Genomic DNA, 25,427 nt, shown 5'->3' with positions numbered 1-25,427 from the left:
GCCGCAGAAGAGTAATAGTAACCTTTCTGTTGTCTTTGCGACAAATCAGACGACCTATGAAAATCAGTATTAAAGCAGTGCAGGCGGATATTACCAAGCTGGCCGTGGATGCCATTGTCAATGCCGCCAATCAAGGTTTGTTGGGGGGAGGTGGCGTGGATGGCGCCATTCATCGAGCCGCCGGTCCTAAGCTTAAGGCATACTGCGCAACGTTGGGCGGCTGTCAGCCTGGTTATGCCAAAATAACCCCAGGATTCGAATTACCTTCCAGATACATTATTCACACCGTCGGTCCGGTATGGCAGGGGGGACAATCAGGAGAAGCGTCGGTTTTGGCTGATTGTTACCGCAACAGCCTGCAACTGGCAGAACAGCAGCATCTTATCAGTATTGCTTTCCCGGCTATCAGTTGCGGGGTTTTCGGGTATCCGGTCGAGCAAGCCTGTGCTATCGCCGCGAAGACATTGCGCGAGGCCAGTAAAAACTGTGTATATGTCCAAGAGATACTCCTTTGTGCTTTCTCGATGGATATTTTACAGGCCATGCAACAAGCCATAGAGGAATAGTGATGCTAAAAGTCGTAGGTATCGATCATATTGTGCTTCGCACGGACAAACTGCCAGACATGCTGGCTTTTTATTGCGATGTGCTTGGCTGCAAGGTGGAGCGTCACACTTCAGTGGACATTGGATTAGTTCAACTTCGTGCGGGTAATGCCCTGATTGACTTGGTTACATTGGATGGCGAGCTTGGGCGTGCGGGAGGAAAGGCACCCACAGCCGAAGGCAACAATCTGGATCACTTCTGCTTGCAACTGGAGTCCATCGAAGAGCAAAGGCTGATAGGCTATCTTCAGGCCAAAGGGGTTGAAACCGGTGACTTCGCCGAGCGCTATGGTGCACAAGGCTATGGTCAATCCATTTATATAAAAGATCCGCAAGGTAATACGGTGGAGCTTAGATCGGTATAGCCTTGGCAAAAGTGAAAGAGGTTTGAACCACCGGTGGTGGCTGGCTATAGTAGCGGCTTTTCATCTTAGAGGTGCCAAGATGCTGATCGTGCTTTCCCCTGCTAAAAATCTCGACTTTGATACACCATCACCGGTTGCGGATTTTACTCAACCCCAACTGTTGGATGAGTCGCAGGCGCTTATTCAGGTTTGTCGCGATTTATCGCCCGCTAAATTGGCCTCATTGATGAGTATTTCCGATAACTTGGCGACCTTGAATGCCCAGCGCTTTAATGATTGGTCGTTACCCTTTTCAGCGGATAATGCCAAACAAGCTGTGATGGCCTTTAATGGTGACGTTTACGCCGGGCTGGATGCAAATTCGCTGAACAAAGAAGATTTAGCCTTTGCCCAATCCCATCTGCGTATTTTGTCCGGTTTATATGGTTTACTAAGGCCACTGGATTTGATGCAACCTTATCGGCTTGAGATGGGTACCAAACTTGCCAATCCCAAAGGTAAGGATCTTTACCAATTCTGGGGTAATCTGATTACCGACAAGCTGAATCAGGCGTTGGCCGCGCAAGGCGACAATGTGCTGATTAATCTGGCTTCCAATGAATACTTTAAGGCGGTGAAGCCGCGCAGTCTGGAAGCCATGGTGATCACTCCCATCTTTAAGGACTGGAAGAATGGCCAGTTCAAGGTCATCAGTTTCTTTGCCAAAAAGGCCAGGGGCATGATGGCCCGGTTTATTATCGAAAACCGCCTTTCAGAAGTGCATCAACTTAAAGCCTTTGATTTGAGTGGCTATGGCTTTGATGCACTGCAATCCACTGAAACTGAGCTGGTATTTACCCGCAAAGAAAGTCAGGAGTAACAATGACAGGGCAGCCAGGAATTTATATGGATTCGCTCTCACCGCAGGTCGGACTGGAAGGGTAGCTAACTCAATTGGTGGTACATTTTTGGAAAGTTAGATAAAGAGCCGGAACAAAAAGCCCCGGCTATCTTGGTGGAAGAGACTGCTCAGACACTAATCGGGGTAAAGCTTTTGCTCAAACTTAAGTTTTTGAGTTTCGCCGCCTTTTTGCACTGAGATTTCAAACTTATATTGCTCCTGGTCGCGAAACGGCAGGACAGCAATATAGTAAATCGCTTCCCCCTCATTGATTTGCTTGAAATCCAGCTCTTTGACCACACCAATCAGGTTAACCGCTTGGCCAGTGACGGCCGCTTCTTGCGCCTTCTTGTTCTCTGAATCTAGGACAGAAATATTCACCACTGCATTGTAATTACTGCGTTGGATCCCATAGGCGCTGGCTACCTCTGGGGTCAGAAAAGTGCTGGTGACCACCATATAATGCACGTCCCAACGCCCCAATTGCTGCATTTGCTCAGCATTAGCGTGTAAAGGTAGCAACAGGCTGGCTAAGATCAGGGAAAATATTAGGTTTTTCATAATACCTCCGGGTTTTTCAATCAGTATAGACCGCAATCCAAGGGCCGGAATTTCAGATTTATGATCTGTAAAAAAGCAAGCTTGGTGGCTGGCCTCGGTGTTACATGTATCCAAGGAGGTCCTGCATCAGGATCTGCAAAAACTGCAAAGCAATAATGGCCACCAGTACTGACAGATCTAATCCACCAATCGGAGGAATAATACGTCTTATGGGGGCTAGCATTGGCTCGGTTAGCTGGTACAAGACCAAATCAATGGGGGTACGTCCCTGACTTACCCAACTTAATATGGCGCGCAGAATCAGTACCCAGAAGGCCAGCGAAAACATCTCCTTGACCACGATAAGCAAGGAGGCGGTCAATAGGTTTAAAGGATTAATACCCATTCCACCCATCATCAGGGAAATCACAAAAACCTTGGTCGCAGCTACCAACAGGGCGAGTACCAACGTGGCGGTGTCCAGATTGCCCAAAGACGGTAACACCCGGCGCAATGGACCGACGATAGGGTGTGTGGCTTTGACTACAAATTGACTAAAGGGATTATAAAAGTCGGCGCGTGCCAGCTGCAGCCAGAGGCGCAGCAGTACCACCATCAGATAAAGATCAAACAGGATACTGACTAGGAAGTGCATGGAATTCATAGACTAAAACTCTTCGCTCATTTGTTTGGCCCGGGTAACTGCGGCGCCCATGGCGCCTGACACTAACTGACGTAATCCTTGTTGTTCAAAATGCTCTACGGCTTTGGCAGTGGTGCCGCCCTTGGACGTTACCTGGGCGCGCAATTCAGCTAGTTCCAACTGTGGATTCTGGCATACCATTTGGGCGCTGCCCAGCATCGCTTGCTGCACCAGTAACCTGGCGTCAGTGCGTTCAAAACCCATCTTTATCGCCTCTTCCTGCATGGCTTCTAGGAACAGGAAGAAGTAGGCTGGGCTGCTGCCCGCTGAGGCAATCACGCCATTAATCATTTCTTCTTCGGCGACCCACAATGTTTCACCAATTTGCCCCATCAGGGCGGTGGCAAAGTCGCGATCCTGTTCACCCACTTGGCTATCGGCATACAGACCTGTCATACCCAAGGCCAAAGCACTTGGGGTATTAGGCATGGTGCGCACCACTGAATATTGACCGCCTAGCATTTGCTGCAGGCGTGCGACTTTTATGCCGGCGGCGATGGACACAAATAACTTACCGCTCATGTCCGCTTGCTGCAGGTGCTGGCAGACTTGTTCCATCAACTGGGGCTTAACCGCCAGTACCACCACCTCGGCCTGGCGAATTGCGTCTAAATTGTCTTGGGTGATATGGATACCACATTCCTGCTTCAGTGCTTCCAATTTAGGAAGGGAAGGGTTGCTGGCGAAAATCAGATTAGCCGGGTAGCCACTTTTAACCATTCCGCCGATGATGCTGCGGGTCATGTTACCGGCGCCGATAAAGGCGATTTTTCTGTGTTGCATGAAAAAAGGAATTCCTGAGCCGGTGAATTTATGAAGCGCGCGTTTGCCGCTCCCCGAAAATAGCAGTGCCTAATCGTACCATATTGGCACCACACTCGATGGCCATGGTCCAGTCACCAGACATGCCCATGGACAAGGTATCTACCTGGTTATATTGGGATTTTAATCTGAGAAACAAGTCTTGCATGGCCTCAAACTCTTGGCGGAGGGCCTGTTGGTCATCGGTTGCACTGGGAATGGTCATCAGACCGCGCAAACATAAATTGGGCATGGTCTGCACCGCTTCGGCCAAAGCAAACAGTGCTTTTTCATCCTCGGCGCCGGATTTGCTTTGTTCCTGACTGACATTAAATTGCAACAGCACATTCAAGGGCGGCATATGCTCTGGCCGCTGTTCATTTAAACGCTGGGCAATCTTCAGGCGATCCACCGATTGTACCCAGTGGAAATGTTCTGCCACCGGCCGGGTTTTATTAGATTGCAGCGGACCGATAAAATGCCATTCCATATGGGCAAGATGCGACAAGGCCTGGATTTTCTCCACCCCTTCCTGCACATAGTTTTCACCAAACCGGCGCTGACCTGCCTGATAGGCCTCAGCAACCTGTTCTGCCGGCTTGGTCTTACTAACGGCGATCAATTTCACCGCCTCTTTGTCAGCATGGATCTTGAGACTCTGTTTGCCCAGTCTTTCTAGTACGTCGGCGAGCCGTTCTGCTATTGTTGATTGCATAGATCCCATGTTTTTTAGCGTTCGTGTTATGACAAAGGATACCCATCCTTCTGACTAAGTATGGTAGAAGTAAGCCTTTGTTTCTGAATCGATTACTGACGGAGTTGGCCGTGGATATTACCGAACTTTTAGCTTTTAGTGTCAAGAACAATGCCTCTGACCTGCATTTGAGTGCCGGCCTGCCGCCCATTATCAGAGTAGATGGGGAAATGCGCCGCCTCAATATTCCTGAGATGGATCATAAACAGGTGCATGCCCTGATCTATGAAATTATGAATGACAAGCAGCGAAAGGAATATGAGGAAAATCTGGAAACGGACTTTTCTTTTGAGGTGAAAGGCTTGTCGCGTTTTCGTGTTAACGCCTTTGTACAGAATCGTGGCGCTGCGGCTGTGTTGCGTACTATCCCCAGCAGGGTATTAACCTTGGAAGACCTGGGCGCACCACAGATTTTCAAGGATATCATCAACCAGCCTACCGGTATTGTGCTGGTCACCGGTGCTACCGGTTCGGGTAAGAGTACCACCCTGGCGGCCATGATTGACCATATCAACAGCAGCAAGCGTGAGCATATCCTGACCATTGAAGATCCTATCGAGTTTGTGCATGAGAATAAGATGTCGGTGATCAACCAACGGGAAGTTCACCGAGATACCCATAGTTTCAATAACGCCCTGCGCTCGGCTTTACGTGAAGACCCGGATGTGATTCTGGTGGGCGAATTGCGGGATTTGGAAACCATACGCCTCGCTATCAGCGCAGCCGAAACCGGTCACCTAGTTTTCGGTACTTTGCATACCAACAGTGCCCCAAAAACCATCGACCGTATTATCGATGTGTTCCCGGCCGAGGAAAAATCCATGGTGCGCTCTATGCTGTCCGAATCCTTGCGTGCGGTGATTTCGCAAACCCTGCTTAAGAAAAACGGTGGTGGACGAGTGGCCGCTCATGAAATCATGATTGGTATTCCGGCCATCCGTAACCTGATTCGTGAAGACAAAGTGCCGCAGATGTACTCGGTGATTCAGACTGGTCAGTCCCATGGTATGCAGACCATGGATCAGTGTTTGCAGCGTTTGGTGGCCTTAGGGCAGATTTCACCGCAGGAAGCTGCATCCCGTTCGATAGATAAACAACCTAAGTTCTAGGAGGTTGTGATGGATATGTATTTGGATATGAACCCCTATCTGCAAAAGATGGTGGATATGGGCGCGTCAGATTTGTTTATCACGGTGGGTTTTCCCTTAAGTGCCAAAGTCAGCGGGCAGATGACCCCGTTGGCAGAAGGAAAATTATTGCCTGAGCAGGCACTGGGCCTGGTGCACAGCCTGATGAACGACAAGCAGAAGAAGGAATTTGACGACACCAAGGAATGTAACTTTGCCGTCGCCCGGGAAGGGGTGGGGCGCTTTCGTTGCAGTGCTTTTTGGCAGCGCGATATGGCTGGCATGGTTATCCGTCGTATTGTCACGCAAATTCCCAAGGCCGATGATTTGGGCCTGCCACCGGTACTCAAAGACATCATTATGGCCAAGCGCGGCCTGGTGTTGTTTGTGGGGGCTACCGGTACCGGTAAATCCACCTCCTTGGCAGCATTGATGGGGCATCGCAACCATCACTCCCGAGGCCATATTCTGACGATTGAAGATCCTATCGAGTTTGTGCATGAACATGGTAATTGTGTGGTCACCCAGCGTGAAGTGGGTATTGATACCAAATCCTTTGACGATGCCTTGAAAAGCTCATTGCGTCAGGCGCCTGATGTGATCCTTATCGGTGAGATCCGCTCCATGGAAATCATGGAATACGCGATGTCCTTTGCCGATACCGGCCACTTATGCGTTGCAACGTTGCACGCCAACAACGCCAACCAGGCCATTGAGCGCATCATGCACCTGGCTCCCCATGAGCAGCATGAAAAGCTACGTTTCGATTTAAGTCTGAATATGCGCGCCATCGTTGCTCAGCAACTGGTGCCTACCATCGATGGCAAGGGCCGGGTTGCTGCCATAGAGGTACTGCTGAATACGCCACTGGTGCGCGATCTTATCCAGCGCAACGAAACCGGTGGTCTGAAAGAAGCCATGCAAAAAGGCAAGGAAGCGGGGATGCAGACCTTCGATATGGCCCTTTATGAGCACTACAAAGCCGGTAGGATCAGTCTGGATCAAGCCTTGCACCATGCCGATTCGCCCAACGACTTGCGCCTGATGATTAAACTCGACAAAGACGAAGGACCCAACCTGGGTTCGTTGTCCAACGTCACCATCGATATGGGTTAAGACATGGTGCGCCTGTTCGCCCATGAGGACAGGTTCCTGGTCTGGCAGGTTAAGCAACTGCTGGATGAAAAAGGCATTCCTTGCTTTATCAAAAACGAGTATGCCATCGGCGCGATGGGGGATTTATCCCCCTTCGACTGCCTGCCGGAGGTGTGGCTGACCGACGACGAGTGGCTGCCCAAAGCCACTGAATTTGTGTACAGATTGCATGAACAACCCAGTCTGCTACAAGACTGGTTTTGCCGTCAGTGTGGTGAAGAAAATGCCGGTAGCTTTGAGCTTTGCTGGCGCTGTGGCCGGGAACCCAGTCACAGCTAGATCAACAAGACTGCTCTATACTCAACAGGTTGATGATGAATCGGCCCTTGCCCCTTTATCTCAACGTCAAGGCCCATAGGCCGCGTTGAGGCCACTGGCCTGTTATTTTGCCAACCCCGAAAGGGAGGAAAACGTATGAGTCTTTCACGTCGCATTACGTCCTATCTGGAGGGAAGAGGTGTGCAATACGACACCGTAACACATCATCCTTCCCATAGTTCTTTAGGTACATCCATTGCTGCGCAAGTCCCGTCCCGCAAGATAGCCAAAGCCGTTATTCTGGAAGATCATCAGGGCCATCGGTTAATGGCGGTGATCCCGGCGGACAGCAAGTTAAGTCTGACTGAGCTGAATGAACAGTTAAATGGCCGCTATCATCTGATGCGAGAACAACAGGTGTATGAGTGTTTTGATGATTGCGTGCACGGCGCGGTACCTCCGCTACCCGGTGCGTACAATATGGACAGTATCGTTGATGAAAGCCTGAATGAACTGGACGATATTTACCTGGAAGGTGGCGATCATCGTAATCTGGTGCATTTGTCTCAGGCGGATTTTAAACGCCTGACCGATGACGCCAGGCACGGTCGCGTCAGCAACCAGATGTATCACTAAAAAAAGGCCTGTGGACGTTAGTCCACAGGCTTTATTTCTACCACGCTAGTCTTGGATTCTTCGCTTAGGTAATGATCCATCAAGGTTTCTACGGTGCCATTATTGCGCGCCATTTTCAGGTAGGCATTTAAGGCCGGTAGCAGGTGCCCAATGCTGGGATGTAACGCCAGCTGCAGCGGTGCGTCAGCCATTAAGGCCGAAACCTGATAAAAACGCACACCCGGAAAGCGATTGTCGACCATCCATAAAAGCATCAATCTATTGAGATAGGCGAAATCACAGCGGTTATTTTGCAGCATCCTTACTTGGGATTCCTGATCGGTGCCGTCAATGCGTAAGGCTCTGCCAGATTGGAAAAGAGGCTCAAGCTGCGGGTAGACATAGAATACTCTTGTGCAGATCCGCAATACATTCTGCGCATCGGCCAGTAACTTGGCCTTATCCGGGCTGAGCACATACAAATAATCTCTGAATGGCATAATACTGTCGCTAAACAGCAGTTTATCCGGATGCTTTGTCCATTCTTTGCTTAGCACCATCATATTGACCTGGCCACCGTAAAGCTTCATTTCTCCACCCTGGCGGCTATCCACTTCGTAATGGACGGACAGTTCATGCTCGCGACTGAAATCTTCCAATAAATCAGGAATGATACCGCTGACATCGGTTTGCTGTTTAGTAAAGAGTAGGTAAGGGGCAAAGTGGGGTTCGTATATGGCGACTTTCAGCGCGTCACTGGCGTGGCTCTGGCTGGCAAGAAATATAAGAAGTGACAGCAGGGTTCGCATGGGGACCGATTTCACCATTTCCCCCAGTATTCACTAATTGTGGTGTATTTTCTAGTTACTCTGCACCCATCCAGCTTTCCAGGATCAGGCAGGCGGAAACACTGTCGATTTTGGCTTTTTCCAGCTTTTTAAATCCGCCTAACTCAAATAACCTGGCTTTGGCATCGGAGGTGGTCAAGCGCTCGTCACAGCCTTCCACTTTGACACCAAAACGGCCATGCAATCGATTGGCAAACTTACGGGCGCGCTGGGTCAGATCCTGCTCGGTGCCGTCCATATTCAGCGGCATCCCAACCACCACCAAATGAGGCTGCCATTCCTCGATAATTTTAGCCACCAGATCCCAATCCGGTACCCCATCTTGGGCTTTAAGGGCCGGCAGGGGAGATGCCGTGCCGGTAATTTCCTGACCCACGGCAACGCCGATACTTTTGGTACCGAAATCAAATCCCAGTAGCGTACGATTCGTCATTTATCAGAGCCTGAAAGAAGAGCGTGTTTGGAATGGTTTTCTCATGGTTGCTCAGGCGTGGCCGGAATCCGGTGCCAATTGCCAGATATCCACCCCCAACTTGTTGACGGCAGCCTGCCATTTTTTATGGATAGGGACATCGAACAGTAATTCCAGATCCGCTTCGATCAACAGCCAGGAATTACTTTGTATTTCATCTTCCAACTGGCCTGCGCTCCATCCCGCATAACCCAGGGCAACCAGTGACTTATCTGGGCCTTTACTGTTACCCAATACCTGCAGAATATCTTTGGAGGTGGTCACCATAATATCCGAGGTCAGCGCCAGGCTGGAACTCCAGCCAGGTTGTGTGGTGTGCAGGATAAAACCTCGATCGGTGCTGACCGGGCCGCCGGCTAATACCGCTTGACCGGCTTTGCCGTCCTCTACCAGAATGGACTCATCCACCTGCTTGAGCATGTCTTTTAACTTAAGTCCGGTGGGCTGATTAATCACAATGCCCATCGCACCCTGCTCATTATGTTCGCAGATATAGGTCAGGGAGCGGGAGAAATAAGGATCCTCCAAACTCGGCATGGCGATTAGAAAATGGTTTTCAAAGCTTTGCATAATGGCGCCCCCTTTAAAAGTTAAGTATGGGCATTGCGTCGTTTTTCAATAGCGTCAAACAGCATTCCGGTGATGCTGATGGAGAAAGCCGCTTCGATTTCGCGCACACAAGTTGGGCTGGTGACATTAATCTCGGTCAACTTGTCACCGATGATATCCAGGCCAACAAAGAGTAAGCCCTTTTCCACCAGACTTGGCGCTACGGCTTGTGCAATACGCCGGTCTGACTCACTGATGGGTTGTGCCCGGCCGGTGCCACCGGCAGCCAGGTTGCCGCGGGTTTCTCCTTTGCTTGGCAATCGCGCCAGGCAATAGGGCACCACCTGGCCATCTACCACCAGGACGCGTTTGTCACCCTCGGCAATGGCGGGCAGGTATTCCTGCACCATGGCGTAGCGTTTTCCGTGTTGGGTCAACGTTTCAATTACCACACCCAGATTCAGCCCCTGTTGATCCACCCGGAAAATCGAGGCGCCGCCCATGCCGTCTAACGGCTTTAAAATCACATCCTGATGTTTGCCATGAAACTCGCGAATCAGCTGAGCCTGACTGGTAACCAGGGTTGCTGGACAGAGATCGGCAAACCAGGCGGTATAGAGCTTTTCATTGCAATCGCGAAGCGCCTGAGGCTTATTGACGACCAAAGTACCGGCATGCTCAGCCAGCTCCAGTATTTGCGTAGCGTACAAATATTGGCTATCGAAGGGCGGATCCTTGCGCATCAGGATCACATCCATCTCATCCAGGCCCATCACCTGCTCTTTACTGCCTAAGCTAAACCAATCCAGCATATTGTCCTGCACGTGCAGACTTCTCACCAGTGCCTTGGGTTGGCCAAGATCCAGATAGAGATCACCCATCTCCATATAATGAATCTCATACCCGCGTCGCTGTGCTTCCAGCAGCATGGCAAAACTGGTGTCTTTCTTGGGATTGATGGAGGCGATGGGGTCCATCACGATGCCGAGCTTGAGACTCATGAATATCCTGATTGGTTTTTAATGCGAGCTTCTTAGATAGTGCTAAGGGTCGGTATTTTCAATACTTTAATGGTCGTCCTTCTGAATTAATGGCAAACATGTCGTTTCCTTTCGTTGTCACCTGCAAAAAATAATGTTGCAATATGCTTGAGCGATCAAATATGTTGCAATTAATTCAACGGAGGTTACATCAATGCAAGCACTATCCGCTCCAATCCGATTGCTAATGGCTTTGTCTCTGGCACAGACACAGTTGCTTAAACGAGTAGAAGGTGGCCTGAGCCTGCACGGCATCAGCTTCTCCGAGTTTCTGGTGATGTATCGCCTTAGCCGGGCGCCGGAACTCACCTTGCGGCGGGTTGAGCTTGCCCAGGGCGTCGGGCTGACGGCATCCGGGGTGACCCGTTTGCTGTTGCCTATGGAGAAGAACCATTTGGTGGAAAAGCAGCAGAACGCCAGGGATGCCAGAGTGAGTCTGGTGAAACTGACTGAAACCGGGGCAAGGGTGCTTGAAGAAGCGCTCGGCAGCTTGACCCTAGGCGCCGAAGAGGCGCTGCAGGATATGGCTGCAACCGAGCAAACTCAACTTTTGGATTTACTGGAAAAATTACTGCACGCGAGCCAACCCATGGGCAAGTTGTTTTAAGTGCAAGGAGGCAGAATCAAATGCAGGATTTAACCCAAGGCTCCATCCCCCGCCATCTGGTGCAGATGGCCATCCCTATTGCCATTGGCATGTTTGTACAGACCTTGTACTTTTTGGTGGATTTATACTTTATCGGGCATCTGGGGGCTGCAACGCTGGCCGGGGTGAGCGCGGCCGGTAATGCCACCTTTGTGATTATTGCCTTGACGCAAATTCTCAATGTGGGTACCGCCGCCCTTGTATCCCATGCCGCTGGTCGAAAAGAGATGTCTAGGGTTAATCAGGTATTCAATCAGTCTTTATTGCTATCGGCCTTGATGATGATCCTGGTGATGGCAGTGGGCTATGGCTTTGCCGAGCAGTATCTGGGGATTTTCTCCGAAGATCAGCAAGTGATCGTCCAGGGCAGCACGTATTTATATTGGTTTTTACCTAACCTGGGTTTGCAGTTTTGCCTGGTAGCCATGGGGGCGGCTATGCGCGGGCTGGGTATGGTCAAGCCAATGATGCAAATACAGCTACTGACCGTGTTGCTAAATATCATCCTGGCACCTGTACTTATCTCCGGATTGGGTACGGGGATTCCCCTTGGGGTTGCCGGCGCCGGATTAGCCAGTTCGCTGGCTGCCTTGGTGGGAGTAGTGATGCTATGGCGTTTGTTTCATAAACTGGAGCATAGCTTGCGCTTGGCACCTGATGCCCTTCGACCACAATGGTCTGTTTGGCGAAAATTGCTGGGCATCGGCTTTCCCTCTGGTGCCGAGTTTGTGCTGATGTTCCTGTATATGGCAGTGATCTACTGGGCCATCCAAAGATTTGGGGCCGATGCTCAGGCCGGCTTTGGCCTTGGTTCGCGAGTGATGCAGGCACTGTTATTGCCAGCCATGGCTTTGGGTTTTGCGGCGCCGACCATTGTCGGGCAGAACTTCGGCGCGCAGCAGGCTGATCGCATTAAGGAAACCTTCAAATGGTCAGTTATTTTGAGTATCGGGCTGATGGCCTGCCTGACAATGCTGTGTTTGACTCAGGCGTCGTGGTTAGTAGGCGGGTTTACTGATGATCCGGGCACGCTGGCCATTGCCACCGGATTTCTGACCCTGATTGCCTGGAATTTTGTCCCTTCATGTCTGGTTTTTTGCTGCTCAGGCTTTTTCCAGGGATTGGGCAATACCTGGCCGTCATTGATAAGCTCGGCAACCCGCATCCTGACCTTTGCCATCCCGGCGGTCTGGCTGTCAGCACAGCAGGATTTTCAGATTGAGCAGTTGTGGTACTTGTCGATTGTGACAGTGATGATGCAAGCTTTGCTGAGTTTGTATTTGTTAAAAGGCCAGCTCAGAAAGCGGCTGGCCTTTGTCTGAGGCTTGATCCCAACCTAGAGTTTTTTCAATTTCTTTTTGCTTCTGCCGGCGAGATCCTCGTCGGCCACTTTGCTTAAAGCCAGATAGATGTCTTTGGCTTGCTGCTTCTGGTTAAGCAGTTGATACAGATTGGCACGACGGAAATTTGCCCAATCTTTACTGGGCAGGCCACGAAAGGTCTTACCTTCCCAGGCCAGGTACTCATCCAGGGCGGCGATGCCGTCCTGTAATCCGGTTTCGCTGAGCACGGCGGATCTTCCCAACTGGTACAAAGCATTTAGCCTGGCACGGATGGCATCCTCATCGACCGTTTCTTTAGTGATGGCTTGTTTAAATTGGGCCATGGCATCAGTAAATATTTCCTTTTGAACCAGCGCCATGCCCGCCTTAAAGTGTACTTCTGGTCGCTGTGCATAATCTGACTGAGCCTTAAGCATTAAATCTTTATAAGCTTGCTCATTGTCGGTGGCGGCCAAATAATCCAACTCAGCAAAGACACCTGCCATGGCGTCGAGCTGTTTGATGACTTCAACTTGTTCAAAAGCCAGTTTCGGATCACCGCCGGCAATTCCCGGGGCCTGCAGGTAAAAACCCATTAATCCTTGCCGGTATTCTACCGTGTCAGGCGATAGCTCAACGGCACGTTGAAAGCTTTGCAGAGACTTTTTCGCATAACTAAAGGCAGAGAGAATACTGTTGCTGGCCTGACGGCCCATTACCTGACCACGCACAAAGTGGATTTGCGGATCTTCGGGGGCCAGTTTCATGGCTTGTTCAATTAAATCTTCCGCTTTATCCAAATCTTGAAACATCCACAAGCGGCTCAGATAGAGCTTGGCTTGGGCGGAATCCTGCTCAGCTTCAAAGAGGGTTTTGGCTTGGGCATCCTTGCCAGCCTCAAAGGCGCTGATGGCTTGTTGCAGACCGGCGCTGGCGAATGAGGGCGTCAGCAACATCGCAATGACTATCAGGTTCTTAGCTTTCATGACTCTCTCCTTGTTGTTGGTGGAATTCCTGTGTTTACCGGCTGACTGTATTGCCGCGACAGTCTGGCGATAAATATGCCCCCCACTATTCCCGGTAAGATCCAGAAAAGTAATTGCCAGGTACCGATGCCACTGAGTAGCTGACGGGCACCGAAGGCGATAAAAGCGGTGTAGGCACCGATACCCGAACCAATCATGGCGCCTAAGTGCTCTACCCACCACTCTTTGGCTTTTAGCTGAGCTTTCAGGCAGTAATGCAGCATTTGCGAGCCCAATACAGTGCCAACTGCACCAAATACCACATGCAGGATTTTGCCGGTGGCAAGCCCTAAGGCAGCTAGGGTAATCCCGCCCAGGATCAGACCAACGACAAAGACCTGGTGCACAGGCGCCCTGAGCGCGTGGCGGTCTGTTTTGCATCTAAGTACTAATAATCCGTGTTTAACGGTGGTGAAGGTCAGCCAGCTGAGATACAGCAAAAACAAGGAAAACAGGCGAATGGTCCATGCCGCTTCGACTTGTCTCTCTGGCGCGAGGTTTTGCCCATGAATTGCAATAGGATCCGACAATACCAGCAGGCACATGGCGGCGCCGGTAAAGGCAACACCAAACATGGTGGTAGCGTAGTAGGTACCAAAACGCTTGTGATCAATTCCGCCTTTTTTCATGGTCATCGGTGCCCAGAATAAAAGCAGAGCGGCACTACCCAGAATCACGTGCAATACAAACAATATGGAATGCAGGTTTTGCATTTTTCTCTCCAGCTAGGGTTTTGAGAGAGTCTAAATTCACCGCGCAGACAACATCAGTGCCACAAGTCATGATCTGGAGAGTGACTTTTGGCCTATTGGCAAAGCGGTCTCTTCTTCGTAACCTGTGGTCATCGAATCGGCGGGAGAGTGCGTTGGGACTGGTAGCGTTAGGCAGGATAATTGGGCAGACAATCAATATAGAATTGGCAAGTGCCATGCTTACCTGGTCACTGGTAGGCGGTTCATCCATCTATTTTATGTTGGACATGTCGGGCTTGGCGTCCTGGCAAGTGCCGGTGGCTGCACTTCTCTATATTGCCTATCTGGTTGCTTTTTTAACTTCTACTTCTGAGCGCAAATTCGTGCACGACGACGCCGTACGCATGCTCAGCTTGGTGATCATGTTTTTCATCGTTCTGGCCTTGTACTTTGTGGTACCCCTTACCTACAACGCCATTTTGATGACCATCTGGTCGGCGATGCTGCCGCATTTTATGCCCATCCGGCGCGCATTATGGCTTTCACCTCTGTGGTCTTTGCCCCTGGCGCTGGTGTTTATGTTTTACTGGCGACAAGACTACATCCTGCTTACCGGATTGCTGTATTGGAGCTTCAACGTGTTTGCGTTGATTACCATGAACACCACCATTAAGGAACGAGATGCCAAGGAAGCCGCCAATCGTCTTAACCGGGAATTACTGGCCACCCAGGCGCTTTTGGCAGAAGCGGGAAAACAAGCTGAGCGCACTCGAATTGCCCGCAATATTCATGATTTGTTGGGCCATCATTTAACCGCATTAACCATCAATTTGCAGGTGGCCGCCAGAAAAACCGATGGCGAGGCGCAGCAGTTGGTGCAGCGTTGCCATGCCATCGCCAGTTTGCTGCTGGGAGATGTACGCGAGGCGGTCTCGGAAATTCGCGAGAAATCGGCCATCGATTTGCGCAAAGCGCTGCAAAATCTGACCAGCGAAGTACCCAGGTTGCAAGTGGATATGCAATATGAAGCCGAAGTGGATGATATGGAACAGGCGCAGGCCATCCTGATGTGTGTGAAAGAGAGCCTGACCAATAGCCTTAAACACGGTCAGGCCGATCATTTCGCGCTGAGCCTGCATAACGAGGGAGACAAGCTTGTGCTGTGGATGCAAGACAATGGTAAGTCACAACCGGCCTTTTGCGCCGGCAATGGCCTGAAGGGAATTCGTGAACGAGTAGAAGCCATTGGTGGGAAGGTGCAGTTCAACGCCGATGCACAAGGCTTTCAAACCCAGATCAGCCTGCCGCAGGTGGCCGCATGATCCGGATTCTATTGGTGGATGATCAAACCCTGGTGCGGGAAGGGATCAAAAGCCTGTTGTCCCTGTCATACAAGCTTAAGGTAGTGGGTGAAGCCAGTGACGGCGAGCAGGTGCTGGATAAAATCAAAGCCTGTCAGCCCGATCTGATTTTAATGGATATCCGCATGCCTAAGCAGTCGGGGATTGAGGGCTTGAAATCCATGCAAACCGCAGGTGTGAGCCTGCCCACCATCATGCTGACCACTTTCGATGACCATAAGCTTGTGTTGGAGGCGATTCAGGCCGGTGCCAAGGGTTACTTGCTCAAAGATGTGTCGCTGGAAACGCTGGTCGAGGCTATTGAAACCGTGCATCAGGGCAAAACCCTGATCCAGCCGGCAGTCACTGAAACTGTGCTTAAGGGGCTGCAAGGCATTGAGAAGGCCTTCGAGACATTCCAACCAGCAGAAGCCCTTACTGACAACGAGAAAGCCGTGTTACGACTGATGGCGGCAGGTTGCAGTAACCGCGAAATTGGCGAGTTACTGTTTAAATCAGAGGGCACCATTAAGAATCAGGTATCGAATTTATTGGCTAAGCTCGGTGTTCGCGACCGCACCAGGGCGGTACTTAAAGCCATTGAAGAAGGATTGATTTAAATCTCACCAAATAGTTGGGAATTTACTCACTGTGGTAGCAGGTTTGACCATCTTTTTAGCTGATGACTTGTTGTAAGATATTGATATTTATGAATTATATTCTTCTGGCCTAAGTCTTGCGACAGCTTGTGGTCAAGCTTATTCAGGAGAACAGCATGTATAGTGATGAAGACCTCAATCAAGCCGTCTCTAAAGGCGTCTTAACCTCGCAGTCGGTAACGGCTTTTCGTCAATTTGTCGAACAAAGTAAAAAACAATATCGCCAGGATGAAGAGAATTTTCGTCTGATCACCGGCTTCAATGACATTTTTGTGGTGATTGCCTGTGCCTTGGTGCTGGCTTCCATCGGCTGGCTGACCCAGCACACCGGCCATTTTGCCGGTAGCCTGGCATTCTCGGCCGCTGCTTGGGGATTGGCAGAGTTTTTCGTGTTGCGTCGTCGCATGGCTTTACCGGCTATCGGCCTGCTGCTGGCGTTCCTTGGTGGTTTGTTCGCCACGCCTTTGATGATGGCATCAACTCCGCACCCTCAGTGGTTTATGCTTTCTGGCCTGCTTACTGCCATTGGTGGCTGGCTGCATTGGCGCCGTTTCCATGTTCCGGTAACTGTGGCGGCTGGTGTCGCAGGTGCGGGATTTGCGGTGTTTGCCATGTTGGCTGCTAATCGCATGATTTCCCCGGACTGGATCGAAGCAGCACTGTTTGCATGCGGCTTGCTGGTGTTTGCGGTGGCTATGTACTGGGATAGTTCGGACAAAGAGCGCATCACCCGTCGCTCCGATGTGGCCTTCTGGCTGCATTTATTAGCAGCCCCTTTACTGGTGCATCCGATTTTCTCAGCACTGGGGATCCTTTCAGGTAGCGCTGATCTGAACAGCATGGTGATCGTGTTGGCGGTGTATCTGGTGCTGGGCCTTGTCTCCATCGCTGTGGACAGGAGAGCCCTGATGGTTTCTGCACTGGGGTATGTGATTTACGCCCTGTCCAACCTGTTCGATACTTTTGGCATGGTGCAGGCGAACTTTGCGATGACCGGTTTGGTGATTGGTAGTGTGTTGTTGTTGCTATCAGCCTTCTGGCATCAGGCTCGTCAGGTTGTGGTGAATGTGTTACCACTGCCGCTACGAAGTCATCTGCCGATTAGCCAATAACAATCCGAAGAAGCCGCGTTTAGCGGCTTTTTTGTTTATTTTGATCCATCGCTGTTGATAAGCGGCATCTTCAGGCAGATCTGACAGCCATTATCCGGCTCTGCTGTACAAGCAATAGTGCCGTGCAGCAGTTTCTCCACCAAGTCTTTGCAAATGTGCATTCCCAAGCCGCTGCCCCCTTTGTCGCGGGCGCTGGTGTAAAAGGGCTCGAACATGCGCTCTATGGTTTCCGCGTTCATGCCTTTGCCATCGTCGGCATACTCCATTACCAGTTCTTGCTGCTGTTGGCTGACCCGGATAGTTATTCTTCCTTTCTGGCCTTCTTGATAGCCGTGATGCATGGAGTTAATAATCAAATTCACCAGGATTTGGCTAATCGCCCCCGGATAGCTGTTAATCTCCAAATCGGCATCTACATCCAAACAAAACATTAACCGGTATTGTTTTAACTTTGGTTTCAGTGACAGCAGGATTTCCCAAAGGTAATCGCATAAGTTAAACAGACGCTTATGCTGAGTATGTTGGTCCAATGACAATTGTTTGAAGGTGCTGACTAACTCAGCCGATCGCTGCAAATTGCGTTCAAGGATCGCCATTGCTTCTGCAGATTCCCGGTAGAACTGGAGTAACGCACTGCGGGTCAATTGGTTTGCCTCAAATTGCTTCTGCCCTTTGTCATGCAGATTCTGCAAATGACTTAGCGCCGTCACCGCTACCCCAATGGGAGTATTAATTTCATGGGTCAGACTGGCGGTCATAGTGCCCAATGCCGACAGGTTTTCAATTTCCAGGAGCTGTTGTTGTACTTCGTTACGCTGTTGCAGGGCTTCTCTTAACCGGGTATTGGACTGTGTTAATTCCTGGGTACGTCGTTGTACTTCTCTCTCCAGCGATTGTCTGGCGGTTTCCTGGGATTTTTCTGCCAGCATTCTCTCCATAATCATGCCGGCAATGTTTGCTTCCATGGCGATCAGGGAGCGCTCTTGTGGGCTCGGCTCGCGAACACTGGAGTAATACATACCAAAGGTGCCAAGCACTTTCTTATTGGCAGAAAAAATCGGATGTGACCAGCATGCCCGCAGTTGGTGTTGTTCGCAAATAGCCCGGTAGGGTTGCCAGTTAGGATGAGTTTGAATGTCGGCAACGATGACTGGTTGTTTGAGGTATGCGCTGGCGCCACAAGAGCCAACGGTAGGCCCAATGTCAACGCCGCTAATGGCCATACTGTAGTTTTCGGGCAGGTTGGGTCCGACCAATGAATAGAGTTTGTTGTCGGCTTCTCCCAGCAGCATGATCGAGCACTTCAGGTCATCATCGATGCTTTCCAGAGCGCTGACCAACTCAGTCAAAACAGCCTGCATAGAGGCCCCTGCAACCCACAGGTTTAAGGCACTGTTTCGACCACTTTCTATTGCCTTTTTCAGCGCGCCCTCAACGCCGGGAACAAGCTGGAGGGCCGAAGCAGAAGCAATGTCTGGCATATTGTTTGATGAAAATATGAGCAGGAAGCGGCCACTTTAGCAGAAAGCAGCTTGCCTGCAAATTGAACAATTTTCAGGTTGTTTACAAATCGCCGAAGCGGCTTTGCAGTGCGGCAATCGCAGTCAGTGCCGCGGTTTCAGTGCGCAAGACCCGGGGACCAAGTTGAATACCAATAAAACCATGTTGTTGGGCTTGATAGACTTCCTGATCACTTAAACCACCTTCGGGGCCAATCAACAAGCGTATGCCCTCTTTGGGCGGGTGTAACTGGTCCATTTTCAGTTCGGCTCTGGGATCCAGGGTCAGGCGCAATTGCTGGGTGGATTGCTGCGTCCACTGACTTAAAGACATCACCGGATGCAGGGTGGGCAGTCGATTGCGTCCGCACTGCTCGCAGGCGCCGGCGATTATTTTCTGCCACTGTTCGTGTTTTTTGGTCCAGCGCTCTTCGCTCAGTTTCACCACCGAGCGCTCACTGGTCAGGGGGGTGATGTCGGTGACACCAAGCTCCACCGATTTTTGCAGTACAAAGTCCATGCGATCGCCTTTGGATACCGCCTGTCCCAGGTGTATGCCAAGGGGAGACTCGCAGCTAACGGAGAGCTTGGCATCGATCATGGCACTGACATGACGCTTGCCCACTTCTATTAAGGTTGCGGGATACTCGTTGCCGTCCCCATTGAACAGTACTACGGGTTGGCCACTGCGTAGCCGTAAAACGTTGCCGATATGATTGATGGCATCGGGGCTGAGTGAGATCTCCTGATCTACTGCTAAAAGGTCGGGATGAAAAATTCTCGGAATACGCATGAAAAGTGATTCGCTGCTGGAATAAGGCCAATGGTAGCAGGGGCGGGCATGGCTAATCTACATCGAAGCTATAGTAGATATCCATCGAGCGCTCCAAACCACTGATGGCCTCCAGCCACAGTTGATTCATCAGATAAAAGCGCACCGTGACCTGACTAACAGGTTCGAGAATGCCAACACCGTATTTAATGTAGATACGCTCGCCGATATAGCCGCTGACGGTGGCCAGAGTATCGCCATTCACCGCATCGGTTTCCGTATCCAGGGTGATATCGCTGATAAGCGGAATGCTGTTGAGGGTATCGGTCAGCGCACTGGCATTGGTCATTTCCAATCCGGTACTGGTGGCCATCAAAAGCGCTTGGGACTGAGAGTCGGTGCTCTCTCCGCCAGGGGCTTTGCCACGCATTACGTAGGACAAAATGGCTTGCTGATCCATCACCGGTTTGGAGTAAAGCTCTACCTGCAGGGCATCCACGGTGCCATTTACGGTGATACCGGCTTCCACATCGGTGCCTTTAAGTGGCCTGATGGCGCGCAGCTGAACCACTGGATTATCGGCCTGACCGACAAACTGCAAACGGCCATCTTTTACACTCAAGCGTTGTCCGTATGCCTTATAGAGGCCCTCGACAATATCCAGATTGCCGAAAACCTCCGGCGCAGAGGGACTTTTCTGCCGTACTTCCAATGCACCATCAATTTTGCCATTGAAGCCGAAACCCTGAACTGAAAAGGGATTGATAAATTCCACCTGTAACGACAGGTTGGTAGGCGGCAGATCATCTTGTTGTTGCGTTTGGTCGCCGACGATCCGCATATCCGGGGAAACGGCTACCGCTGATTGCGGCAATTCCTGCAAGGCCAGCTGTCCTCTTTCTATATTGATTCGCCCATCTACCTGCAGGATATTGTCAAACACCACCGTCAGATCAGGGCTTACCCATGCCTGCAACTCCGGCTCCACATCGATTTTAAGGGCATGACCACTGATTTTGGCATTGAGCTTCAGTGCTTCCTGCCACTTGTCATCGGTGCCGGTCCAGCTTGCATCACCGCGTACCAAGGATTGGCCTTCGCCCATATTAAAGGCACCATCAAAGCGTACTGTGTTGCCATCAAATTGCAGATCCAGCTCGGCTTTATCTACCCTGGTCTGGGTAGCGGTCACCGCAAAACTGCCTTCCGATAATGACAGGTCACCGCTGATAGCGGGTGCATCTAGGGTGCCGGATAAGGCGATACCCGCTTGCAGATTACCCGACAGCCGACTGACTTGCGGGATCAAGGCCCTAAACCCGGCAAGGGGCAATGGTGCCATAGCCAGTCGCCCGCTAAGTTGCTGTTCTTTTCCTTGCAGCGTGGCAGAGAGATCCAGCAGTGGTTTTAATGCCTTGTCCTGCAATTGGCCGTTTAAATGAATATTGTCTTCTTGCATCTGCACAGACAGGCTGCCCTGCTGCCAGCTTAAAAGCGGCAAAAACTCTTGCTGAAATTGCTGGGATATTTTGCCTTGCTCCAGGTTTGCCATGACATCCAGCTTGAAGGCATCGGCAAAGCTTATGCTGGCTTCCAACTCAGCTTTGGCCTCAAGTTGCTGTTCCTGCAAGCGCGGACTAAACCAAGCACCGGCATCCAGCTTAGCATTTATCTGCAGCTGCTTAGCTTCCTGCCAATTGGTGTCAGCTAAACAAAGTTCACTGTGCTTACCTTCCCAGCAATGCCCGCCAACTTTTACGGTGTTTGCCCCAAAATGCATAGGCACTGGCTCAGATAATCCCCATTTTTCATTGAATAAGGCCAATTGCCCCCGGTTAAGCGTGCCATTCCAGTCAGATAAGGTGCTGTCCATTCCTCCACTGATGTTCAGTTGGGCTTCGACATCCCCTTTTGTCTCAAGGGTCAGAGTGTGCTTGGACGCGTCGCCGTTGAGGGATAAATCCGCAGCAAATAGCTGATTTTCATTGAGGATGATCTGGGGTGCATTAACTGCTAATTCCAAAGCATGATTTTTCGCTAGCTGGTAACTGCCGCTAAAAGTGACATCGGAGAAATCCTGAATACCGAAGCGAGCGCGCTCGAATTTCCCATTCAATTTAAGCAGGGGGTCTTCCAAAGGCCCGCTTAGATTGATATTGGCCTGCACTTTACCGCGGGTATCAGCATGCAGGCGATTGAGTCTGTCACTCTTAAATGTTCCTGCAATCGCCCATTGCTTATCCAGCTGTCCGCTGACTTTCAGGGTGCTGTCCAATGCCTGAATATCAGCCTGCAGACCGTGGATCTGCATCTGCTCGAACATATCCAACTGGCCGCTGGCCATGACCCTAAGGGGAGTATTTTCTATCTCGCCATCCAGCTGCAGATTTTCCAGCACCAGAGCATAGCCTTTGTCTTCCCAGTGTCCCTGATGGGCAAATTGCCCAGAGAAATGTCCCTTAAAGGGCGATAAGGGGGTATCAACGCGCATGGAGGCAATCTGGCTGTTCAGCTGCCATTGCAGGCCATCAGCATAGGCCAGTTGGCCTTGCGCACGCAGGGCGCTACCGCTGACTTTGTCGCTAAGTTGCAGGTCGTCCACCTTCAGGGCACTACCCTCATGGAACGCACTCAGACCAAGATTGGCCGGTTCCTGATCATTGCCCAGGCCAAAGCCGGAAAATGCCAAGCTCAGTTGTAGCCTCTGTTGCTCTGTAGTGCCCTGCACCTGACCTTGCAATTGTCCCAATTGCAATCGCGCTTCGTCGGGCAGGGAGACAAGCTGACTCAGGCTTTGGGTATCGGCATGCAGGTTTAGCCAAAAAGGCAGAGTGGGGTCCGTGAGATTGATATGGCCAGTAAGATCAGCCTGAGGTTTTGCCTGGCGTACCTGAATATTCAACTCGCTTAAATCCCCTCGACTGTTTATCTCAATTGGTGATGCATTAAAGATGTCGGGGAGCAGGGTGTTTGCTGGCTGCACCTGTGCATCAATTTCGATGTGATAGGGGGGTAATAACTGCGCGCCGACTGTCATCGTCAGATGCCCATAGTCGGCCGCTTCCAGGTAGAAAGTCGGAATATCCAGCCCCTGTCCCTGCCACTTAAGGCCAAATATCAGCCTGTTCACTGTCCAAGCCTGCTTATCTTGAAGAAGGTGGGTGTTTTGTATCAGCACTTGGGTCAGTTCAATGGGCAGAGGGGCTTCCAAAGCCGGCAGAGCCGCCAGCGGCCATTCGCTCGGCTGTACTGGCTCAGAAGAGGGGACTAGCTGCCATTCAGAACCGTCCAGGGCCAACATTTTTATACGCAAATGCCCACCTTCCAGTCTGCCAGCCACGGTCAGTAAGTCCATGCTGGCATCAAGTTGTGGCAGCTTTAGTTTTATCTTTTCAATGCGTGTGTCGGCCAGGATGATCGGCGGTAACCAGGTCGGCAATTGGAAACTGGTTGGGTCTTGTGCCTCTGCAGTGGGCGGATCTTGTGGGGTAATGGCGAGCGTGATGCCACGGGCATGTAATTGCTGAAGTTTAAATCGGGGCAGCACCAAATCACGGGTGGAGAGATCCACCGACAATTCTTCAATGGCCAACTCAAGGGTGGCATCTTGATAGTGCAGATTGCTGACGACCAGCCCACGCAGCAGCGTTCCTTCATTTATGGTAAGGCTGAGTGCCGGTACCCATTGTTGGCTAATCGCCACTGCCCAGCGGGCACCGGATGTGGTGCCGGCAACGTAAGCAAAAAGTGACACTAGCAACACAAATAGCAGCATTAAGGCCAGCAATGAGGCTTTCAACACAAGTTTATAGGAGAAGGGCTTCACAGCTCCGCTCCCATATTGATATGGATGCGCCAGGGTGGGTTTTCTTCGCTGATACCATAGGCTACCTCAACGCGAATCGCGCCTACGGGGGAGAGCCAGTGTACACCGGTGCCAATGGATTGCACGGCATGTATGTCGCGGCCATTAAAGGCATTGCCCCCATCGGTAAAAAAGGCCACACGCCAATCTGGCTTCACATAGTACTGATATTCTGCCGAGGCGACCGCCAGCATTTTGCCACCGATCACGCGTTCCAGGAGTTGACCATCCTGCTCGTAAAGTTGGGTGGGGCCCAAGCTGTGGTAATCGAAGCCGCGGATGCTCTGGTCACCACCGGCAAAAAAGCGTAGCGACGGCGCTAATTCATCTACTTCATCACCATCGATCACATTGATACCGGCTTGTGCTCGCAATACCAGACGGTGGCGATCCCAGCGCTGTAACCAGCGCCAGGAGGCAGTTGCCCGCACCAAGCGGCTGTTGGAGCCAAGGGCGCTGTCCGTGGCTTCGAGCAGATAAGTTTGCCTGAAGCCGGTTTCAGGATCTCTGATCGGTCCTTGGCGGCGGGTACGGGATACGCTTACCCCGGGAAGCAGATAATCCGCCTGGAAATCGCCATCATCAAAGCGCCAGTCTTCTTTGAGATAGCGGATTTGATAGTTGATTACCCAGCGGTTTTTAACGGTTTGCTTGGCCACGGCCAGGTGTTGTTGCTGACTGGTGAGATCGCCAAATTCATTTTCTTCCAGTCCCAATCGGATTTGATAGTTCTCATTCAAAGGGTCATCACCGGGGATTTTGTACAACACACTTAAATAAGGATTCACCGGGGAGTAGCGAATGGTGCTTTCCTGACTGTGACCCCAGCGGTTTACCCTTGGTGTACGCCAGGTCAATGAAGCCCTGGGGCCGGTATCAGTGACAAAGCCCAGGCCGACCCGAAAACTGTGACTGGGAGCATCGCTAAGTTTCACCTGCAGCGGAATTTGCTGGTCTTTGATGTCGTTAAAGCGCGGACTGACCCAAACCTCATCGAAATAGCCGGATTTGCGCAGGGCAGATTCCAATTGGGTTATCTGGTTGCTTTGGTAGAGATCGCCCACCGTAACAGGGGTTAAACCGTCCAGTAAGCTGGAGGAGATATCCGAGCCATTAAAGGCGATATCGCCCAATCTGTAGCGCATGCCGGAATCAAAATGCAGGATGACCTTGGCTTCCTGACGCAGACGGTCGACTACAAATTCGTGTTCTACCCATTTGGCATCCAGATAGCCGTGGCTTCTGGCATGACTTTCAATGCGATCTTTCCATTTCTCATAACGGCCATGATCCAAGCGTCGCCCCTTGAATGAGCGTATCTCTTCAATGATTGCCACAAAGTCCGGCTCTTGCAGGCCATCGCCTTCCAGACGCAGATCCATGACGGCTATTTTGGTAGGGGGCCCCGGCGTTACATTCAGGGTGAGTTTTATCGGTGACACTTTACGATCTACTTTGAGATCGATTCTGGCATTGTTGTAACCAAGAGCGATTAAGGCTTCACGACCGCGGGCCCGAGCCTTGCCGATAAAACGACTGATCTGACTCTCATCGTCAGGGATGGGCCCCAAGTGAGCCAGAATATTCTGTGTTTGTTTTTCATCGGCTCCCAGGATGGTGAGCTGCAATATGTCCTGAGCTTGGGTAGTCGGTATCCACAGCAAAGATCCCAGCAACAGCAGGACAGATGCTGCGTATGGGGTTGAACTGTGATTCAAGGACAATATTTTCAAAGATTTTTCCGTTGTGCTTGGCGTGACTCAATGTTCACTGTTGTTCTGCG

General features: G+C 51.0%; 26 protein-coding genes. 12 read left to right on the top strand and 14 right to left on the bottom strand.

Features of this window, described 5'->3' with window-relative positions:
* The first annotated feature begins 56 nt into the window (after positions 1-56).
* The 3 genes from P2G88_RS14725 (at position 57) to yaaA (ending at position 1,829) form a co-directional block, all read left to right on the top strand.
* Positions 57-566 carry an O-acetyl-ADP-ribose deacetylase gene (locus P2G88_RS14725; RefSeq protein WP_275797255.1) on the top strand — a complete coding sequence of 170 codons (510 nt, stop codon included), beginning with the start codon at positions 57-59 and terminating at the stop codon, positions 564-566.
* 2 nt (positions 567-568) lie between these two features.
* Positions 569-970 (top strand): VOC family protein, encoded by a 402-nt coding sequence (locus tag P2G88_RS14720; protein WP_275797254.1) that lies wholly within the window; start codon positions 569-571, stop codon positions 968-970.
* Between the two features lie 79 nt (positions 971-1,049).
* A complete protein-coding gene (gene yaaA / locus P2G88_RS14715) occupies positions 1,050-1,829 on the top strand; it encodes a peroxide stress protein YaaA (RefSeq protein ID WP_275797253.1) in 780 nt (259 codons plus the stop codon).
* Positions 1,830-1,985: 156 nt separating this feature from the next.
* Here yaaA and P2G88_RS14710 read toward each other — a convergent pair whose 3' ends face one another.
* From P2G88_RS14710 to P2G88_RS14695, 4 genes are all read right to left on the bottom strand, one after another.
* Positions 1,986-2,411 carry a DUF4426 domain-containing protein gene (locus P2G88_RS14710; RefSeq protein WP_275797252.1) on the bottom strand — a complete coding sequence of 142 codons (426 nt, stop codon included), beginning with the start codon at positions 2,409-2,411 and terminating at the stop codon, positions 1,986-1,988.
* Between the two features lie 100 nt (positions 2,412-2,511).
* On the bottom strand, positions 2,512-3,054 hold the full coding sequence (locus P2G88_RS14705; protein WP_275797251.1) for a YggT family protein: 543 nt from the start codon (positions 3,052-3,054) through the stop codon (positions 2,512-2,514).
* Between the two features lie 3 nt (positions 3,055-3,057).
* The gene (gene proC, locus P2G88_RS14700; RefSeq protein ID WP_275797250.1) at positions 3,058-3,876 is read right to left on the bottom strand and encodes a pyrroline-5-carboxylate reductase; all 819 of its coding nucleotides are present in this window, start codon (positions 3,874-3,876) and stop codon (positions 3,058-3,060) included.
* 28 nt (positions 3,877-3,904) lie between these two features.
* The gene (locus P2G88_RS14695; RefSeq protein ID WP_275797249.1) at positions 3,905-4,609 is read right to left on the bottom strand and encodes a YggS family pyridoxal phosphate-dependent enzyme; all 705 of its coding nucleotides are present in this window, start codon (positions 4,607-4,609) and stop codon (positions 3,905-3,907) included.
* Positions 4,610-4,719: 110 nt separating this feature from the next.
* Between P2G88_RS14695 and P2G88_RS14690 the strand changes: the two genes are divergently transcribed.
* The 4 genes from P2G88_RS14690 to P2G88_RS14675 all read left to right on the top strand — a co-directional run bounded on the left by P2G88_RS14690 (position 4,720) and on the right by P2G88_RS14675 (position 7,824).
* Positions 4,720-5,757 (top strand): type IV pilus twitching motility protein PilT, encoded by a 1,038-nt coding sequence (locus tag P2G88_RS14690; RefSeq protein ID WP_275797304.1) that lies wholly within the window; start codon positions 4,720-4,722, stop codon positions 5,755-5,757.
* Positions 5,758-5,778: 21 nt separating this feature from the next.
* Positions 5,779-6,891: a PilT/PilU family type 4a pilus ATPase gene (locus P2G88_RS14685; protein WP_275797302.1), complete on the top strand. Its 1,113-nt coding sequence runs from the start codon at positions 5,779-5,781 to the stop codon at positions 6,889-6,891.
* A 3-nt stretch (positions 6,892-6,894) separates the two neighbouring features.
* Positions 6,895-7,209 carry a DUF2007 domain-containing protein gene (locus tag P2G88_RS14680; RefSeq protein WP_275797248.1) on the top strand — a complete coding sequence of 105 codons (315 nt, stop codon included), beginning with the start codon at positions 6,895-6,897 and terminating at the stop codon, positions 7,207-7,209.
* A gap of 135 nt (positions 7,210-7,344) precedes the next feature.
* On the top strand, positions 7,345-7,824 hold the full coding sequence (locus P2G88_RS14675) for a YbaK/EbsC family protein (RefSeq protein WP_275797247.1): 480 nt from the start codon (positions 7,345-7,347) through the stop codon (positions 7,822-7,824).
* A gap of 17 nt (positions 7,825-7,841) precedes the next feature.
* On the opposite strand, the gene P2G88_RS14670 is transcribed toward P2G88_RS14675, so the two are convergent.
* The 4 genes from P2G88_RS14670 to gshB are packed head-to-tail and all read right to left on the bottom strand — an operon-like array spanning position 7,842 to position 10,673.
* Positions 7,842-8,612: a transporter substrate-binding domain-containing protein gene (locus tag P2G88_RS14670; RefSeq protein ID WP_275797245.1), complete on the bottom strand. Its 771-nt coding sequence runs from the start codon at positions 8,610-8,612 to the stop codon at positions 7,842-7,844.
* Between the two features lie 55 nt (positions 8,613-8,667).
* Positions 8,668-9,084, bottom strand: a complete 417-nt coding sequence (gene ruvX / locus P2G88_RS14665) for a Holliday junction resolvase RuvX (RefSeq protein ID WP_275797243.1) — start codon at positions 9,082-9,084, stop codon at positions 8,668-8,670.
* A 51-nt stretch (positions 9,085-9,135) separates the two neighbouring features.
* Complete coding sequence (locus P2G88_RS14660; protein ID WP_275797241.1) at positions 9,136-9,693, bottom strand: YqgE/AlgH family protein; 558 nt, start codon at positions 9,691-9,693, stop codon at positions 9,136-9,138.
* Positions 9,694-9,713: 20 nt separating this feature from the next.
* Positions 9,714-10,673 (bottom strand): glutathione synthase, encoded by a 960-nt coding sequence (gene gshB, locus P2G88_RS14655; RefSeq protein ID WP_275797239.1) that lies wholly within the window; start codon positions 10,671-10,673, stop codon positions 9,714-9,716.
* A 193-nt stretch (positions 10,674-10,866) separates the two neighbouring features.
* Between gshB and P2G88_RS14650 the strand changes: the two genes are divergently transcribed.
* Positions 10,867-11,319 carry a MarR family transcriptional regulator gene (locus P2G88_RS14650; RefSeq protein ID WP_275797237.1) on the top strand — a complete coding sequence of 151 codons (453 nt, stop codon included), beginning with the start codon at positions 10,867-10,869 and terminating at the stop codon, positions 11,317-11,319.
* A 20-nt stretch (positions 11,320-11,339) separates the two neighbouring features.
* Positions 11,340-12,680 (top strand): MATE family efflux transporter, encoded by a 1,341-nt coding sequence (locus tag P2G88_RS14645; protein ID WP_275797236.1) that lies wholly within the window; start codon positions 11,340-11,342, stop codon positions 12,678-12,680.
* Positions 12,681-12,694: 14 nt separating this feature from the next.
* Here P2G88_RS14645 and P2G88_RS14640 read toward each other — a convergent pair whose 3' ends face one another.
* Together P2G88_RS14640 and P2G88_RS14635 are read right to left on the bottom strand one after the other, a co-directional pair.
* Entirely contained in the window at positions 12,695-13,666 is a 972-nt protein-coding gene (locus P2G88_RS14640) for a hypothetical protein (RefSeq protein ID WP_275797234.1), read from the bottom strand.
* Positions 13,663-14,418 (bottom strand): hypothetical protein, encoded by a 756-nt coding sequence (locus tag P2G88_RS14635; RefSeq protein WP_275797232.1) that lies wholly within the window; start codon positions 14,416-14,418, stop codon positions 13,663-13,665. The genes P2G88_RS14640 and P2G88_RS14635 overlap by 4 nt, the downstream gene beginning before the upstream one ends.
* 215 nt (positions 14,419-14,633) lie before the next feature.
* Here P2G88_RS14635 and P2G88_RS14630 point away from each other — a divergent pair, with 215 nt between their 5' ends.
* The 3 genes from P2G88_RS14630 (at position 14,634) to P2G88_RS14620 (ending at position 17,508) form a co-directional block, all read left to right on the top strand.
* Positions 14,634-15,719 carry a sensor histidine kinase gene (locus P2G88_RS14630; protein WP_275797230.1) on the top strand — a complete coding sequence of 362 codons (1,086 nt, stop codon included), beginning with the start codon at positions 14,634-14,636 and terminating at the stop codon, positions 15,717-15,719.
* Positions 15,716-16,357: a response regulator transcription factor gene (locus P2G88_RS14625; RefSeq protein ID WP_275797228.1), complete on the top strand. Its 642-nt coding sequence runs from the start codon at positions 15,716-15,718 to the stop codon at positions 16,355-16,357. The genes P2G88_RS14630 and P2G88_RS14625 overlap by 4 nt, the downstream gene beginning before the upstream one ends.
* Positions 16,358-16,512: 155 nt before the next feature.
* A complete protein-coding gene (locus P2G88_RS14620; protein WP_275797226.1) occupies positions 16,513-17,508 on the top strand; it encodes a hypothetical protein in 996 nt (331 codons plus the stop codon).
* Positions 17,509-17,543: 35 nt separating this feature from the next.
* Here P2G88_RS14620 and P2G88_RS14615 read toward each other — a convergent pair whose 3' ends face one another.
* The 4 genes from P2G88_RS14615 to P2G88_RS14600 all read right to left on the bottom strand — a co-directional run bounded on the left by P2G88_RS14615 (position 17,544) and on the right by P2G88_RS14600 (position 25,377).
* Entirely contained in the window at positions 17,544-18,869 is a 1,326-nt protein-coding gene (locus P2G88_RS14615; protein WP_275797224.1) for a GAF domain-containing sensor histidine kinase, read from the bottom strand.
* A 202-nt stretch (positions 18,870-19,071) separates the two neighbouring features.
* Positions 19,072-19,800 (bottom strand): 16S rRNA (uracil(1498)-N(3))-methyltransferase, encoded by a 729-nt coding sequence (locus tag P2G88_RS14610; protein WP_275797223.1) that lies wholly within the window; start codon positions 19,798-19,800, stop codon positions 19,072-19,074.
* A 52-nt stretch (positions 19,801-19,852) separates the two neighbouring features.
* Positions 19,853-23,605, bottom strand: coding sequence for a translocation/assembly module TamB domain-containing protein (locus P2G88_RS14605; protein ID WP_275797221.1), 3,753 nt, complete (start codon positions 23,603-23,605; stop codon positions 19,853-19,855).
* Entirely contained in the window at positions 23,602-25,377 is a 1,776-nt protein-coding gene (locus P2G88_RS14600) for an autotransporter assembly complex family protein (protein WP_275797219.1), read from the bottom strand. The genes P2G88_RS14605 and P2G88_RS14600 overlap by 4 nt, the downstream gene beginning before the upstream one ends.
* Positions 25,378-25,427: the final 50 nt, after the last annotated feature.

Origin of the sequence: Aliiglaciecola sp. CAU 1673, assembly GCF_029223185.1 — a bacterium.
In the GTDB taxonomy this organism is placed as follows: Bacteria; Pseudomonadota; Gammaproteobacteria; order Enterobacterales; family Alteromonadaceae; genus Bowmanella.
This window is presented reverse-complemented; position numbering and strand designations above follow the sequence as displayed.

Bases quoted from the DNA above. Each gene is read 5' to 3' on its own strand.
- P2G88_RS14725 (WP_275797255.1), top strand. From the start codon at position 57: ATGAAAATCAGTATTAAAGCAGTGCAGGCGGATATTACCAAGCTGGCC.
- P2G88_RS14720 (WP_275797254.1), top strand. From the start codon at position 569: ATGCTAAAAGTCGTAGGTATCGATCATATTGTGCTTCGCACGGACAAA.
- yaaA (WP_275797253.1), top strand. From the start codon at position 1,050: ATGCTGATCGTGCTTTCCCCTGCTAAAAATCTCGACTTTGATACACCA.
- P2G88_RS14710 (WP_275797252.1), bottom strand. From the start codon at position 2,411: ATGAAAAACCTAATATTTTCCCTGATCTTAGCCAGCCTGTTGCTACCT.
- P2G88_RS14705 (WP_275797251.1), bottom strand. From the start codon at position 3,054: ATGAATTCCATGCACTTCCTAGTCAGTATCCTGTTTGATCTTTATCTG.
- proC (WP_275797250.1), bottom strand. From the start codon at position 3,876: ATGCAACACAGAAAAATCGCCTTTATCGGCGCCGGTAACATGACCCGC.
- P2G88_RS14695 (WP_275797249.1), bottom strand. From the start codon at position 4,609: ATGCAATCAACAATAGCAGAACGGCTCGCCGACGTACTAGAAAGACTG.
- P2G88_RS14680 (WP_275797248.1), top strand. From the start codon at position 6,895: ATGGTGCGCCTGTTCGCCCATGAGGACAGGTTCCTGGTCTGGCAGGTT.
- P2G88_RS14675 (WP_275797247.1), top strand. From the start codon at position 7,345: ATGAGTCTTTCACGTCGCATTACGTCCTATCTGGAGGGAAGAGGTGTG.
- P2G88_RS14670 (WP_275797245.1), bottom strand. From the start codon at position 8,612: ATGCGAACCCTGCTGTCACTTCTTATATTTCTTGCCAGCCAGAGCCAC.
- ruvX (WP_275797243.1), bottom strand. From the start codon at position 9,084: ATGACGAATCGTACGCTACTGGGATTTGATTTCGGTACCAAAAGTATC.
- P2G88_RS14660 (WP_275797241.1), bottom strand. From the start codon at position 9,693: ATGCAAAGCTTTGAAAACCATTTTCTAATCGCCATGCCGAGTTTGGAG.
- gshB (WP_275797239.1), bottom strand. From the start codon at position 10,673: ATGAGTCTCAAGCTCGGCATCGTGATGGACCCCATCGCCTCCATCAAT.
- P2G88_RS14650 (WP_275797237.1), top strand. From the start codon at position 10,867: ATGCAAGCACTATCCGCTCCAATCCGATTGCTAATGGCTTTGTCTCTG.
- P2G88_RS14645 (WP_275797236.1), top strand. From the start codon at position 11,340: ATGCAGGATTTAACCCAAGGCTCCATCCCCCGCCATCTGGTGCAGATG.
- P2G88_RS14640 (WP_275797234.1), bottom strand. From the start codon at position 13,666: ATGAAAGCTAAGAACCTGATAGTCATTGCGATGTTGCTGACGCCCTCA.
- P2G88_RS14635 (WP_275797232.1), bottom strand. From the start codon at position 14,418: ATGCAAAACCTGCATTCCATATTGTTTGTATTGCACGTGATTCTGGGT.
- P2G88_RS14630 (WP_275797230.1), top strand. From the start codon at position 14,634: ATGCTTACCTGGTCACTGGTAGGCGGTTCATCCATCTATTTTATGTTG.
- P2G88_RS14625 (WP_275797228.1), top strand. From the start codon at position 15,716: ATGATCCGGATTCTATTGGTGGATGATCAAACCCTGGTGCGGGAAGGG.
- P2G88_RS14620 (WP_275797226.1), top strand. From the start codon at position 16,513: ATGTATAGTGATGAAGACCTCAATCAAGCCGTCTCTAAAGGCGTCTTA.
- P2G88_RS14615 (WP_275797224.1), bottom strand. From the start codon at position 18,869: ATGCAGGCTGTTTTGACTGAGTTGGTCAGCGCTCTGGAAAGCATCGAT.
- P2G88_RS14610 (WP_275797223.1), bottom strand. From the start codon at position 19,800: ATGCGTATTCCGAGAATTTTTCATCCCGACCTTTTAGCAGTAGATCAG.